Source organism: Duganella hordei, assembly GCF_040369125.1.
GTDB lineage: Bacteria > Pseudomonadota > Gammaproteobacteria > Burkholderiales > Burkholderiaceae_D > Rugamonas > Rugamonas hordei.
The window spans coordinates 496,079-510,314 of the sequence record NZ_BPWI01000004.1 but is presented as its reverse complement, the minus strand read 5'-3'; the positions used below and the strand labels follow the sequence as shown (position 1 = coordinate 510,314).

Below are 14,236 nucleotides of genomic sequence, written 5' to 3'. Positions count from 1 at the left end.
TGAGTGTCTCCGCTTATTGGATGTTGAGGCTTTTCTTGGCCGCTTCCAGCAGGTCGGTCTTGACCCAGTCCTTGGCCACCGGCGCGGCGCGCATCTTGCCGGTGCCGTGCTTGGCCATCACGTCGGTGGTGACCTGGATGTGCTCGGGGGTGACGTCGTAGCTGTATGGCGAGTTGCTGATGGCGTCGTCGAAATCGTCCTTGGTGATCTGGTTCTTGAAGATCACTTCGCGCACGTATTTCTCGGCGACCGGCTTGTTGTCGATGAACAGCTTGGTGGCCTGGACGAAGCAGGTCATGAACTTGGCGGCGGTGGCGCGGTGTTCCTTGTAGAACTTCTCGCTCATCACCATGGTGCGGATCGGCGCGCCGATCGGCGTGTCGTAAGGCTTCATCACTTCAACGCCGTAGCCCTTGTTGATCGCCTGCGACGATTGCGGCTCGCTTTGCATGATGGCATCGAGGTTCTTGCCCAGCAGCGCCTGGTTCAGATCGGCGAACGCCAGGAACACCAGTTGCACATCCTTGCCGGGCTGGTCGGAAGCGGTCAGGCCGGCTTGCGCCAGCTCGGCGATCAGCAGCACCTCGTGGATGCCGCCGCGCGTGACGCCGACCCGCTTGCCTTTCAGATCCTTGATCGACGTGATGTTGCTGTCGGGACGGGCGACCAGCCGCGCGCCACCCTTGGCGAAGCCGGCCACCACATAGATCGGCGCGCCGTTGGCGCGGCCGGAGATGGCGGCCTCGGAGGCGGTGGCACCGACGTCGAGCTCGCCGGCCAGGATGGCCTGCATCACGTCCGGGCCCTTGGCGAAGACATGCTCTTCCACCTTGATGCCGCACTTGGGCGCGATTTCCTTGATATACGAGACGGCGCCGTAGTGGGCGAACTTGAGGTTGCCGAGGCGGACCACTTCCTGGGCTTGCGCGCTGGATGCGGCGGCGACGGCGAGGGTCAGGGCTAACAGACGGAACTTGGACATGCTGGTCTCCATTGTGGTTGTAGTTACCGGAGACATTGCAGCTTCCGTGCCAAGCACGGGCTGCGGTTCAAGTCATTGATTTGTAAGGGATCCGCCTGCTGCGCCGGGCATGCCGGCGGCGGAAAACCGCATAAACGACGCGGCGCTTATGCGGAAATCCGCCCAGCCGTCAGCTGCACAGGCCGAAGGCCTTGCGGTCGGCGAAGTAGCGGTAGGTGAAGGTGCGCATCGGATATTTGGTCAGCGCGATCTCGAACGCGGGCGGCACGACGTCGAAGCGCTCCGGCAGCTTGTCCTTGACGCGCAGGCGCACGCGCCAGATGGTGTCGTCGCTGGTGGCGCCGGCCACCAGCATGTCCGGCACCTTGGGGATCACGTCGACGATTTCCGGCTTGGAATTGGTGGCGCGCTGGTAGAAGCTGACCAGTTCCAGCTTCGCCAGCACCGGCCCCCTGGGCGCGGTGACGTGATAGTCGCGGCTGAGGAACATTGCCCGCTCGCCGCGCGGCACCAGGTAGACAAAGGTGAACTCGGCGCCGCCGTCGGGCAGCGTGACCGGCGGCGTGGTCGACACGCTTATCCCGCGCGGCAACTCGTAGCGCGAACCCTCCTGCCAGGTCTTGCACTCCGGCGTCTTCGCCATATACACATCGACCGGCGTGAAAGAATCGCCGCAAGCGGTCAGCAGGGACAACAAGGACAAGGGCGCGACGTGACGCAGGCGCATAGGAGCAGTTCGTGAGTTGAAGGCGCCCTAGTTTACCTCATTGGCGGCAGAACGACGCCACGACGGCAGGCTGGATTGTCGTTGGCTAGTGTTGCATTTCCTTGAAAACAGTTGGCGCACGCTTGATATCCCCCACCCAAAAGGATACTGTGAATCAACCTAACTGCGGAGGAAACACCGCGCCACTTGAAAGTACGCCATATGAAAACTACAATTTTTTGCAAAGTAGTCGGGCTGTTTCTTGCATCATGGATGTCGGCCGCCGCAGCGGAAACCGGCGTGACGGCGACGGAAATCAAGATAGGCATGGCCAACGCGCTGTCCGGCCCCACTGCGGGGCTCGGGCTGGGGATGAAGGCTGGCAGCGAGGCGTATTTTAAAAAAATCAATGCCGCTGGCGGCGTCAACGGACGCAAAATCACACTGGTGAGCGAGGACGACGGCTACGATCCGCCGCGCACCGCCACCGCCACCGAAAAACTGATCAAGAAGGACGGCGTGTTCGCGCTGTTCGGCTATGTCGGCACCCCGACCAGCAAGGCCGCGATCGGCCTGGTCAACGAGAACAATATCCCGTTTTTTGCGCCGTTCACCGGCGCCGAGTTCCTGCGCACGCCGCTCAACAAGTATGTCTTCAATATCCGGTCGTCTTACTTTAACGAGATCGAGCTGCAGGTCGAACGCCTGGTCACCGATGCCGGCATCACCAAGATCGGCCTGTTCTATCAGGAAGACACCTACGGCAAGGTAGGCAAGGAAGGGCTGCAGCTGGCGCTGCAAAAGCGCAAGATGAACATTACCGGCGAGGGTCACTATCTGCGCAACACCGAGGATGTCGACGCCGGGCTGGCGGCGCTGCTGGCGGCCAAGCCGGAAGCGGTGCTGATGGTCGGCACCTACAAGGCATGCGCCGAGCTGGTGAAAAAAGCCAACGCAGCCGGCTTCAAACCGAAATTCTTCAACCTGTCGTTTGTCGGCACCGCCAACTTCATCAAGGCGGCCGGCGACGCGGCCGAAGGCGTCTACATCACCCAGGTGGTGCCGTCGCCATTCGACGAATCGCTGGCCATCGCCAAGCAATACCACGCGGACATGAAGGCGGCGGGCATCAACGAAGTGGACTACACGTCCTTCGAAGGCTATGTGGATGCCGTCGCGCTGGTGGAAGGCTTGAAGAAAGCCGGCCCCGACCTGACCCGCGCCAGCTTCCTCGCCGCGCTGGAGAGCATGAACGTCAACCTGGGCGGCCTGGACATCGCCTTCGGCCCGCAAGACCACCAGGGCTTGAACAAGGTCTACCTGACCAAGGTCCAAAAAGGAAAGCCAGTTCCAGTCAGCAAGCTCTGACAAACCGATCCCGAATTGAAAAGGGCCGCATCGCTGCGGCCCTTGTTGCGTTACGTGGCGATTACCACATGATCACGCGGTCTTTTGGCGCCAGGTACATCTTGTCGCCTGGCTTCACGCCGAAGGCGTCATAGAAGCCCGGCTGGTTGCGCATGGTGCCGTTGGCGCGGAACTGGCCTGGCGAGTGCGGGTCGGTCTTGATCTGCTGGATCTGCGCCGCTTCACGCATCTTCATGCGCCACACCTGCGCGAAGCCCATGTAGAAGCGCTGGTCGCCGGTCAGGCCGTCGATCACCGGAGCAGGCTTGCCCTTCAGCGACAGCTTGTAGGCCTTGTACGCGATCGCCACGCCGCTGTTGTCGGCAATGTTCTCGCCCAGGGTCAGCTCGCCGTTGACGTGGTAGCCGGGCAGCGGGCTGAACTGGTTGTACTGGTCGACCAGCATCTTGGTCTTGGCCGCGAAGTTCTTGTGGTCGGCCTTGGTCCACCAGTCGCGCAGGTTGCCGTCGCCGTCGTATTGCGCGCCCTGGTCGTCGAAGCCGTGGCTGATCTCGTGGCCGATCACGCCGCCGATGGCGCCGTAGTTGACCGCGTCATCCGCGTCGGCGTTGAAGAACGGCGCCTGCAGGATCGAGGCCGGGAACACGATCTCGTTCATCTCGGGATTGTAGTAGGCGTTGACGGTTTGCGGCGTCATGCCCCACTCTTCGCGGTCGATCGGCTTGCCCAGCTTGTTCAGTTCCTTGTTGTAGTCGAACTGACGCGAACGCAGCACGTTGCCGACCAGGTCGTCCTTGGACACTTCCAGCTTGGAGTAGTCGCGCCAGTGGTTAGGATAGGCGATCTTGGTGGTGAACTTGGCCAGCTTGATCTGCGCCTGCTTCTTGGTGACCGGGCTCATCCAGTCCAGCTTGTCGATGCTGGTCTTGTAGGCGGCCAGCAGGTTCTTCACCAGCGCTTCCATGCGCGCCTTGCGCTCGGCCGGGAAGTTTTGCTCGACGTATATCTTGCCGACGGCTTCGCCCAGCGCGCCTTCGGTCACGGACACGCCGCGCTTCCAGCGTGGACGCTGCTCGGTCACGCCGCTCAGCACGGTGCCGTAGAACGAGAAGTTTTCGTCGACGAAGGCCTTGCTCAGGTATGGCGCGTTGGAGCGCAGCAGGTGCCACTGGAAGTAGGCTTTCAGCGTGTCCAGCGGGGTGCTGTCCAGCAGCGCGGTCATGCCCTTCAGGTAGCTAGGCTGGCTGACGATCACGTAACTGACCTTGCCGGCCACGCCGGCGTCGGCCAGGTAGGCGTTCCAGTCGTAGCCTGGCGCCGTAGCGCCCAGCTTGGCGATGTCGACCTTGTTGTAGGCCTTGACCGGGTCGCGCAGTTCGACCTTGGTCCACTGGATCTTGGCCAGCTCTTTTTCAAATTCGACGATGGCGTGCGCGGTGACGGCGCCGTGCGGATCGCCGGCCAGGGTCAGCATCTTGCCGATGTGCAGTTCGTACTTGGCCAGCGCGTCGGCCATCTTGGCGTCGTCCGCTTTCAGGTAGTAGTCACGGTCCGGCAAGCCCAGGCCGTCCTGGTACAGGTCGGCCACGTATTTGGTCGAATCCTTGTTGTCCTGGTGGACGCCGTAGTTGTACGGCGCGGTCACGCCGATCTGGTTCAGGTGCGAGATCAGCGCCGGCAATTGCTTCTTGTCCGAGATCGCGGCGATCTTCGCCATTTCAGCGTTCAGCGGTGTCAGGCCCAGTTGCTCCAGCCTGGCTTCGTCCATGAAGCTGGCGTAGAAGTCGCCGATGCGCTGGGCTTCCGCTCCGCCGGCCTTGTTCGACGCGGCGCCTTCAATGATGGAACGCAACTGCGGCTGGATATCGTCGCGCAGCTTGGCGAACGAGCCCCAGCTGGCCTTGTCGGCCGGGATTTCCGTCGTCGCCAGCCACTTGCCGTTCATGTGGGTGAACAGATCGTCCTGCGCGCGCACGGCTGGATCGATGTATTCCACGGCGATGCCGGAGGCCATGGTGCCGCTTGCTATCTTGGCGCTGGCGGGAGCTACACTTTTGGTGTTGTCCGCGGCGCCGGCCAGGCCTGCGATCAGGCTCAGGGTCAATGCACTTACGAGATGACGTTTCACGATTATCCTTCTGGTTTGAAAAACGAAACAGGCCAATCCACGTTGTTTGGCCCCGTGCGGTTTTATATCACAGGGGCCGGCCAACACAAAATGGTTACCACATGATGACGCGGTCTTTAGGCGCCAGATACATCTTGTCGCCCGGTTTTACGCCAAAAGCGTTGTAAAAACCCGGCTGGTTGCGCACCGTGCCGTTGGCGCGGAACTGGTCGGGCGAGTGCGGGTCGGATTTGAGGTAGACGATTTGCTGCGCGTCGCGGATCTTGCTGCGCCACACCTGGCCGAAGCCCATGTAGAAGCGCTGCTCGCCGCTCAGGCCGTCGATCACCGGCGCCGGCTGGCCGTTCAGCGAAATCAGGTAGGCCTTGTAGGCGATCGCCGCGCCGCTGTTGTCGGCGATGTTTTCGCCCAGGGTCAGCTCGCCGTTGACGTTGTAGCCCTTGACCGGGCTGTAGGCGTTGTATTGCTTGACCAGCATCCTGGTCTTGGCCGCGAAGTTCTTGTGGTCGGCCTTGGTCCACCAGTCGCGCAGGTTGCCGTCGCCGTCGTATTGCGCGCCCTGGTCGTCGAAGCCGTGGCTGATCTCGTGGCCGATCACCGCGCCGATGCCGCCGTAGTTGACCGCGTCGTCGGCGTCCGCGTTGAAGAACGGCGGCTGCAGGATCACGGCCGGGAACACGATCTCATTCAGCTCCGGGTTGTAATAGGCGTTGACGGTTTGCGGCGTCATCCCCCATTCGTCGCGGTCGATCGGCTTGCCTAGCTTGTTGAGCTCCTTCAGGTATTCGAACTCGTGCGAGCGCTGCATGTTGCCCACCAGGTCATCCTTGGCCACCACCAGCTTGGAATAATCGCGCCATTTGTTCGGATAGCCGATCTTGGTGGTGAACTTGGCCAGCTTGGCCTGCGCCTGCTCCTTGGTGGCCGGGCTCATCCAATCCAGGGTGGTGATACTTTGCTTGAACGCTTCCAGCAGGTTCTTCACCAGCGCTTCCATGCGCGCCTTGCGCTCGGCCGGGAAGTGCTGCTCGACGTACAGCTTGCCCAGGCTCTCGCCCAGCGCGCCGTCGGTGGCGTTGACCGCGCGCTTCCAGCGCGGCTGCTGTTCCTTGACGTCGGCCAGCACGGTGCCGTAGAAGGCGAAGTTTTCCAGCGCGAAGTCCTTGGACAGGTAGGGCGCGCTGGCGTGGATCACCTGCCATTGGAAATAGGCCTGCCAGGTCGCCAGCGGCGTCTTGTTGAGCACCTTGTTGAAGCCGGTGACGAAGCTCGGCTGGCTGACGATGACGTAGTCGACCTTGCCGGCGATGCCGGTGTCGTTGAGCCAGGTGGACCAGTCGTAGCCCGGCGCCAGCTTGGACAGCTTGGCCAGCGGTACCTTGTTGTAGGCCTTGACCGGGTCGCGCAGCTCGACCTTGGTCCACTGGATTTTCGCCAGTTCGGTTTCCAGCGCGACGATGGCCTTGGCGTCGGCCGCGGCGTTCTTGTTGCCGGCCAGCGCCAGCATTTTAGTCACGTGCTGCTGGTACTTGGCCAGCGTGTCGGCCATCTTCTTGTCGGACTTCTTCAGGTAGTAGTCGCGGTCCGGCAGGCTCAGGCCGTCCTGCACGATGTCGGCCACGTACTTGGTCGAATCCTTGTTGTCCTGGTGGATGACGAAGCCGTACGGCGCCGTCACGCTGAAGCGGTTGTAGTGGGCGATCAGCGCCGGGATTTCCTTCTTGTCCTTCAGCGCGGCGACGCGGTCCAGCTCGGCGCGCAGCGGGCTCAGGCCCAGCTGCTCCAGCCTGGCCTCGTCCATGTAGCTGGCGAAGAAGTCGCCGATGCGCTGAGCGTCGGTGCCGTTGGCCTTGTCCGGATTGGCGGCGGCCGCTTCGATGATGGCGCGCAGTTGCGGCTTGGTGTCGTCGTCCAGCTTCTCGAACGAGCCCCAGCTCGATTTGTCGGAAGGAATCTCGGTCTTGGCCAGCCATTTGCCGTTCAGGTTGACGAAGAAGTCGTCCTGCGCGCGTACCGACGGGTCGATGTTGGCGATATCCACGCCGGAAATTTTTTGCTGGGCGTGGACACCGGCGGAGGCCAGCAGCGCCAGCATCAGGGCGCTCAGTAAGTGTGCTTTCAAGTCTATCTCCAATAAATGTATAGGCAAGTCTTGGAACAATAGCAAAAAGGCCACACGAGGTGGCCTTTTTCTGAAAATTTACGGCAAATAAACGCTTACCAGATGATCACGCGCTGTTCCGGCGCAACATACATCTTGTCGCCCGGCTTCACGCCGAATGCTTCGTAGAAGCCCGGCTGGTTGACCATGGTGCCGTTGGCGCGGAACTGGCCCGGCGAATGCGGGTCGGTCTTGATCAGCACGATCTGCTGCTCGTCGCGCATCTTGCTGCGCCACACCTGGCCAAAGCCCATGTAGAAGCGCTGGTCGCCGGTCAGGCCGTCGATCACCGGCGCCGGCTTGCCGCCCAGCGACAGCTTGTAGGCCTTGTAGGCGATGGCGATGCCGGAATTGTCGGCGATGTTCTCGCCCAGCGTCAGCGCGCCGTTGACGTTGTAGCCCTTGATCGGGCTGTAGCCGTTGTACTGCGCCACCAGCGCGTCGGTCTTGGCCTTGAAGTTGGCGCGGTCTTCCTTGGTCCACCAGTCGCGCAGGTTGCCGTCGCCGTCGGACTGGCTGCCCTTGTCGTCGAAGCCATGGCTGATCTCGTGCCCGATCACCGCGCCGATGGCGCCGTAGTTGACCGCGTCGTCGGCCTTGGCGTCGAAGAACGGCGGCTGCAGGATGGCGGCCGGGAACACGATCTCGTTCATCGTCGAGTTGTAATAGGCGTTGACGGTTTGCGGCGTCATGCCCCACTCCTCGCGGTCGATCGGCTTGCCCAGCTTGTTGACCATGCGCTGGTGGCCGAAGGTCGAGGCGCGCAGCACGTTGCCGATCAGGTCGCCCTTGACGATGGACAGCGACGAGTAGTCGCGCCACTTGTTCGGATAGGCGATCTTCGGCGTGAACTTGGCCAGCTTGGCTTGCGCTTCCTTCTTGGTTTCCGGGCTCATCCAGTCCAGCGTGTCGATGCTGGTCTTGTACGAGGCCAGCAGGTTCTTCACCAGCTCTTCCATGCGCGCCTTGCGCTCGGCAGGGAAGTATTGCGCCACATACAGCTTGCCCAGGCCTTCGCCCAGCGCGCGCTCTTCCAGCGCCACCGCCGATTTCCAGCGCGGCGGCTTGACGGCCACGCCGGTCAGCACGGTGCTGTAGAAATCGAAATTGGCGTCGGCGAAGGCCTTCGACAGGTAAGGCGAGGCGCTGCGCAGCAGCTGCCATTCGAAGTAGGATTTCCAGGTCGCCAGGTCGGTCTTGTCGACCACGGCGGTGAAGGCCTTCAGGTAGCTTGGCTGGTTGACGATCACGTAGTCGACCTTGGCGGCGACGCCTTCGGCGGCCAGCGCGTGCTGCCAGTCGTAGCCCGGCGCCAGTTCGGCCAGCTGGCTGATCGGCCTCTTGTTGTAGCGCTTGACCGGGTCGCGGTTTTCCACCTTGGTCCATTGCGCCTCGGCCAGCGCGGTTTCCAGCGCGACGATGGCCTTGGCGCTGGCGGCGGCGTTCTTGTCGCCGGCCAGGCCGAGGATCCTGGCCACGTGGGCTTCGTACTTGGCCAGCGTGGACGCCATCTTGGCGTCGTCTTTTTTCAGGTAGTAATCGCGGTCCGGCAGGCCCAGGCCGCTCTGCGAGATGCCTACCGCGTACTTGGTCGACTCGCGCGCGTCCTGGCTGACGTAGACGCCGTAGGGCGTGGTCACGCCGATCTGGTCCAGGTGGGCGACCAGCATCGGGAAGGCTTTCTTGTCCTTGATCGAGCGAATGCGGTTCAGTTCGCCGGCCAGCGGCTTGGTGCCCAGCTGTTCCAGCCTGGCCTCGTCCATGAAGCTGGCGTACAGGTCGCCGATCTTCTGCGCGTCGCTGCCCGGCTTGCGGGCCTTGTCGGCGGCGGCCGCCTCGATGATGCCGCGCAGCTGAGGCAGGGTGTCGTCGCGCAGCTTGGCGAACGAACCCCAGCTCGACTTGTCGGCCGGGATCTCGGTGGTCTTCAGCCATTGGCCGTTGAGGTGCTGGAAGAAATCGTCCTGCGGACGCACGCTGGCGTCGATGTACTGGGTGTCGATGCCGGACACCGGGACGGTGTCGGCGGCGTGGGCGGCGTAGGCGGTGCTGAGGCTCAAGGCCAGGGTGCTCAACAGAAAACGGTTCACGTGCGGTCCTTTGGTTAGAACTTCATCTCATATTTGACGCTCCAGACCACATAGGTCTGGTTGGTCGTGTTGGCCAGTTGTGCCAGGCCATTGGTGGTCACGATATTACTACCGAGTGCGTCTTCCGCCATTAAGTTATTTGCAGAAATGCGAATCTGGTTGCGGGCGTTGAACTTCCACAGGCCGTAGGCGTCGAACGAGCGCTTGCGGCTGGTGTACACCACCTGCTCGACGCTGCTCTGGATGGTGGTCTCCGGCGTCCAGTTCAGGCTGGCGCCCAGGGTCAGCGGCACCTGCTTCAGGCGGTAGTCCAGGCCGACGTTGGCGGTCTGCTTGGGCTGCGCGTCGAGGCGGTTGTTGGGGCCGGGGATGTCGTCGACGCTGGACCAGAAGCGGCTGTAGTTGGAACGGAAGTCGAGCGCCGGGCCGTCGGCCACCAGCTCCTGCAGCTGGAACTTGGCTTCCAGCTCGATGCCCTTGGTGCGGGCGTGGCCGATATTGGCCGGCGTGGACACCCAGCGCGGGCCGGTCGGCGTGTTCTGCAGGGTCAGCTGGCGGCGGATCAGGTCGTCGATATCGCGGATGAAGCCGCCGGCGGTGAGGATGCCGCTGCGGCCCAGGTAGTGCTCGTAGGCGAAGTCCAGCCCCGTCGCCAGCTCGGGCTTGAGGTCGGGGTTGCCGGTGCGGTCGGGACGGGTGGCGCTGTTCAGGCGTGACAGCGACGGCAAGGCGATCAAGTCCTGGATGTTGGCGGCCTTGTAGCTCTTGGTCAGGCTGGCGCGGATCTGGTCCTTGTCGTGATCGGGGATGCGGTAGACCGCGTGCAGCAGCGGGCTCAGCACGCTGCTGGTGTTGCTGATGTCGGTGCCGGAACGGGTGCTGGTGGTGCGTATGCCTTCCCAGCGCAGGCCGGCGTAGCCGGACCACTGCTTGCTGATGTCCCACTCGTCCTGCGCGAACACGGCCAGGCGGCGCGTGTCGGCGGTCAGGTTGTCGCCCGAATCCTCGAACTGCGCGGCGCCGTCCTTGTCCAGCGAGGTCTTGGTTTCCACGCGATGGCCCAGCTCGACATCCCAGCCGGCCGCCAGCGAGTGCTGCTTGCCGATCGGCGTGGTGTACTTGCCGCCGCTGCTGGCGCTGCGGTCGCGCACGCTGGAGGTGTCGGTGTAGCGGTTCAACAGGCCGCCGGCGTTGTCGTATTGATAGCGGACCGAATCGTTGTCGCTGTGGCCGCTGCCGAAGCCGAACTTGACGTCCAGCTTGGACGCGCCCTGCAGCTTGTGCACCCAGTTGCCGAAGCCGCGCAGGAAGGTCGATTCGGAATGGCTGCTGGTCAGCGCCAGGTTGTATTCGGGCGGCTGCTGCAGCGCCGGCGGCACCAGGCCGAAGTTCTGCGTCAGGTCGCTGCGCGAATTGCCGTCGCTGCGGTTGGCCATCAGGAAGGGCTGGAAGTTCAGCGTGTCGCCGTTGTCGAATTTATACGTCAGGCGCGGCGTCAAATGGATGCCGCGCGAGTTGCGGCTGGTTTCGTCGAGGACGTTCTGGTCCTTCAGCACCACGCCGTCGCCGCGGGTGTCGCGGTTGTAGGTTTCGGTCTGGTCGTGCTGGCGGTTCTCGAAGATCGAGCCGGTCAGCAACCAGGTCAGGCTGCCGACCTTGCCCGGCACCGTCAGCGAGACGTTGGGCGCGTGGCGGCCCTGCTCGATGGTGTCGGTGAACTTGAGCTGGTTGTCGCGCTGCTGGTAGCCGTCGCGCAGGATGATGTTGATGGTGCCGGCGATGGCGCGCGTGCTGTGCTCGGCGATCGGGCCGCGCATGATCTCGATCCGCTCGACCTGGTCCGGCGACAGCGACTCCATCGAGAAGCCGGCCGGCGGACGCTCGCCGTTCAGCAGCACCTGCGTGTAGCCGCTGCCCATGCCGCGCATGCGCACATCGCCGCCGCGGCCGGGACGGCCGCCGATGGTCACGCCCGGCAAGCGCTTGAGGATGTCGCCGAGATTGCTGTCGCCGTTGCGGTCCAGCTCCTCGCGGCCGTAGACCTGCTTGCCGGCGATGGAGTTGCGGCGCTCGTCCATGTCGCTGGCGCGGCCGCCGCTGATGGTGACTTGCTGCACCGGCTTGCCGTCCGGTCCCAGCGCGGGTTTGGCAGGCGGGGTGGCTGAAGTGGCCGGCGCGGCATCGGTTTGCGCCGTTTGCGCGTAGGCGCCGGGGGCGCCCAGCAGCGTCAGGCAAGCGATAGGTATCAGTCTGTTCATAGGCTGAATATTCTACCGTCAGGCCTGGCTGCAAGCCGGTCGCAGGGCCAATTTTTACTTTACGATACACACGCGCCGGCCGCGTCAAGGGATGCCCTCAACTGTCAGCCACCGCCGCCCGGCAGGCTGATGCTGGCGCCGCCGGGGCCGCCCACGCTGCCGCCCATGCCGCCTTTGCGGCCGCCGCTGTGGCGCTCGCCACCTTCCTTGCGCGGGGCGGCGCCTTCATGGCTGCCGCCGTTGTCAGGCACGCGCAGCAGCTGTTCGCCGACCAGTTGCACGACAGCCTGGCGCTGGGTTTCGTTCAAGGCATCGTTGACAGTCAGCCACCATTCGCGCATCAGCTTTTCCTCGTTGGCGCTGGTGGCGGTTTCCTCGTCGATGGCCTTGGCCAGGTCGCGCAGCTCGGCGCCGGCCACCCTGGTGCCGGCCAGCGTGGCCGCCTGCAGGCGCTCGCGGCGCGCCTGGCGTTCGCGCAGCAGGTTGCGGGTCTTGCTTTCCGTCTGCTGCCACAGGGTTTGCTGGTTGGGATTCAGGTTCAGCGATTTTTTCAATTCGGCCGCCATCGGCAGGAAATCCTCGGCGCGCATCTCCATGACAGGCAGGGCAAACGCCGGCGACAGCGCGGCGCTCAGGACCAGTGCGGCGGTCACGCGCTGCAACGTGGATGAGAAAACAAGACGCATGGTAGCTCCGTAGATAAAAAAAAGCCTGCGCTTGGGGCGCAGGCGAAAAACCACTTCAGGGTAGAGAGAAATACGAGTTCAGTTTAGGCCGCGGATCCCGCCGTTACAGGTGTTCTTACAATTGCTTACCGACGTGAACGGGAGGGATACAGTTGGTACAAAACAGCAAACTTGACGTTACACCAAGCGGGCTATGGTGTGCTTCGAATGTCAACAGCCGGCGTTGTAAATTCTCGTAAAGGTATAAATCATTTCGTGATGGCTACTACGTTTGCTGGAAATCAGGTTTATACTCAACTCATGCATGCTGCGGCGGGATGACCCGCAGGCAGCAGCTACCCGGCAAAAGCTTTTGACAGGTGAAACATGGGCAAGAAACTCAAAAACTCCGGACTGGTCGGCCTGGGCGTCGTGGCTGGCATCGCTGTCTCCCTTCAATTTTCCGCCATGGCGCAAAAGCCGGTGGATCCGCCGCTGCCGCTGGAAGAACTGCGCCAGCTGGCTGACGTGTTCGGCCTGATCAAGTCCGACTACGTGGAAAAGGTCGAAGACAAGAAGCTGCTGACCGAGGCCATCTCCGGCATGGTCGCCTCGCTCGACCCGCACTCGGCCTACCTGGACAAAAAGGCTTACGCCGAACTGCGTGAAGGCTCGCAGGGCAAGTTCGTCGGCCTCGGCATCGAGATCGGCCAGAGCGAGGATGGCTACATCAAGATCGTGGCGCCGATCGAGGATTCGCCGGCCTGGCGCGCCGGCATCAAGGCGGGTGACCTGATCAGCCGTCTGGACAGCACGCCGGTCAAGGGCATGACCCTGGACGAATCGGTCAAGAAGATGCGCGGCGAGCCGCACACCAAGGTCAGCATGACGATCCTGCGCAAGGGCGAGGCCGAGCCGCTGGTGTTCAACATCACCCGCGAAGAGATCCACCAGAAGAGCGTCAAGGGCAAGATCGTCGAGCCGGGTTATGCATGGCTGCGCATTTCGCAGTTCCAGGAACCGACCGTCGACGACCTGGCTGCCAAGATTGTCGAATTGTACAAACAGGACCCGAACATCAAGGGCCTGGTGCTGGACCTGCGCAACGACCCGGGCGGGGTGCTGCAAGGCGCGATCGGCGTGGCGGCCGCCTTCCTGCCGAAGGACGCGGCCATCGTCTCGACCAACGGCCAGCTGCCGGACTCCAAGCAGATCTTCTACGGCCGTCCCGAATACTATGCGCTGCGCAGCGAAAGCGACGCGCTGGCCAAGCTGCCGGCCGCCGTCAAGCGGGTGCCGATGGCGGTGCTGGTGAACACCGGTTCGGCCTCGGCCTCGGAAATCGTCGCCGGCGCGCTGCAGGATTACAAGCGGGCCGACATCATCGGCACGCAGACCTTCGGCAAGGGTTCGGTGCAGACCATCCGCCAGCTGACGGCCGACACGGCAGTCAAGCTGACCACGGCGCGCTACTACACGCCGAACGGCCGCTCGATCCAGGCCAAGGGCATCGTGCCCGACGTGGCGGTGGACGAGAACGCCGACGGCGACGGCCTGAACGCGCTGCGCACCCGCGAAGCCGATCTGGACAAGCACCTGAGCAACGACCGCGACCAGGAAATCGCCAAGAGCAAGCGCGACGAACTGGAAGAACAGTTGCGCATCGTGGCGCTGGAGAAGAAACGCAAGCCGCTGGAATACGGCAGCAGCGACGATTTCCAGCTGATCCAGGCGCTGAACCACCTGAAGGGCTTGCCGGTGCAGCTGGCCAAGCCGGAGACCACGGTGGTGCAGGCGGAAGTCGGCGGCGGCGGCATCAAGAAGGATCTGGCCAAGAAATAACTGTATTTATTGTTGCGGTTTTTCGGCGGCGCCTCA

The 14,236-nt window shown here is 63.1% G+C and carries 9 protein-coding genes; 2 read left to right on the top strand and 7 right to left on the bottom strand.

The window, feature by feature from the left end:
* Positions 1-13 precede the first annotated feature (13 nt).
* Positions 14-982 (bottom strand): ABC transporter substrate-binding protein, encoded by a 969-nt coding sequence (locus ABWW33_RS12940; RefSeq protein ID WP_353401966.1) that lies wholly within the window; start codon positions 980-982, stop codon positions 14-16.
* Positions 983-1,151: 169 nt separating this feature from the next.
* Complete coding sequence (locus tag ABWW33_RS12935; RefSeq protein ID WP_353401965.1) at positions 1,152-1,709, bottom strand: hypothetical protein; 558 nt, start codon at positions 1,707-1,709, stop codon at positions 1,152-1,154.
* 252 nt (positions 1,710-1,961) lie between these two features.
* Between ABWW33_RS12935 and ABWW33_RS12930 the strand changes: the two genes are divergently transcribed.
* Positions 1,962-3,056, top strand: coding sequence for an ABC transporter substrate-binding protein (locus tag ABWW33_RS12930; protein WP_353401963.1), 1,095 nt, complete (start codon positions 1,962-1,964; stop codon positions 3,054-3,056).
* Positions 3,057-3,117: 61 nt separating this feature from the next.
* Here the strand turns inward: ABWW33_RS12930 and ABWW33_RS12925 are convergent, their stop codons facing one another.
* The 5 genes from ABWW33_RS12925 to ABWW33_RS12905 form a co-directional block, all read right to left on the bottom strand.
* Positions 3,118-5,184: a M13 family metallopeptidase gene (locus ABWW33_RS12925; protein WP_353401961.1), complete on the bottom strand. Its 2,067-nt coding sequence runs from the start codon at positions 5,182-5,184 to the stop codon at positions 3,118-3,120.
* Between the two features lie 94 nt (positions 5,185-5,278).
* On the bottom strand, positions 5,279-7,279 hold the full coding sequence (locus tag ABWW33_RS12920; RefSeq protein WP_353402023.1) for a M13 family metallopeptidase: 2,001 nt from the start codon (positions 7,277-7,279) through the stop codon (positions 5,279-5,281).
* A 122-nt stretch (positions 7,280-7,401) separates the two neighbouring features.
* Entirely contained in the window at positions 7,402-9,435 is a 2,034-nt protein-coding gene (locus ABWW33_RS12915; RefSeq protein WP_353401959.1) for a M13 family metallopeptidase, read from the bottom strand.
* Between the two features lie 14 nt (positions 9,436-9,449).
* Positions 9,450-11,693 (bottom strand): TonB-dependent receptor plug domain-containing protein, encoded by a 2,244-nt coding sequence (locus ABWW33_RS12910; RefSeq protein ID WP_353401957.1) that lies wholly within the window; start codon positions 11,691-11,693, stop codon positions 9,450-9,452.
* 104 nt (positions 11,694-11,797) lie between these two features.
* Complete coding sequence (locus tag ABWW33_RS12905) at positions 11,798-12,379, bottom strand: hypothetical protein (RefSeq protein WP_353401955.1); 582 nt, start codon at positions 12,377-12,379, stop codon at positions 11,798-11,800.
* A gap of 366 nt (positions 12,380-12,745) precedes the next feature.
* On the opposite strand from ABWW33_RS12905, the gene ABWW33_RS12900 reads away from it, so the two are divergent.
* Entirely contained in the window at positions 12,746-14,200 is a 1,455-nt protein-coding gene (locus tag ABWW33_RS12900; RefSeq protein ID WP_353401953.1) for a S41 family peptidase, read from the top strand.
* The last annotated feature ends 36 nt before the right edge of the window (positions 14,201-14,236 follow it).

Coding starts and splice junctions, on each gene's coding strand:
- ABWW33_RS12940 (WP_353401966.1), bottom strand. CDS start 982: ATGTCCAAGTTCCGTCTGTTAGCCCTGACCCTCGCCGTCGCCGCCGCA.
- ABWW33_RS12935 (WP_353401965.1), bottom strand. CDS start 1,709: ATGCGCCTGCGTCACGTCGCGCCCTTGTCCTTGTTGTCCCTGCTGACC.
- ABWW33_RS12930 (WP_353401963.1), top strand. CDS start 1,962: ATGTCGGCCGCCGCAGCGGAAACCGGCGTGACGGCGACGGAAATCAAG.
- ABWW33_RS12920 (WP_353402023.1), bottom strand. CDS start 7,279: ATGCTGGCGCTGCTGGCCTCCGCCGGTGTCCACGCCCAGCAAAAAATT.
- ABWW33_RS12910 (WP_353401957.1), bottom strand. CDS start 11,693: ATGAACAGACTGATACCTATCGCTTGCCTGACGCTGCTGGGCGCCCCC.
- ABWW33_RS12905 (WP_353401955.1), bottom strand. CDS start 12,379: ATGCGTCTTGTTTTCTCATCCACGTTGCAGCGCGTGACCGCCGCACTG.
- ABWW33_RS12900 (WP_353401953.1), top strand. CDS start 12,746: ATGGGCAAGAAACTCAAAAACTCCGGACTGGTCGGCCTGGGCGTCGTG.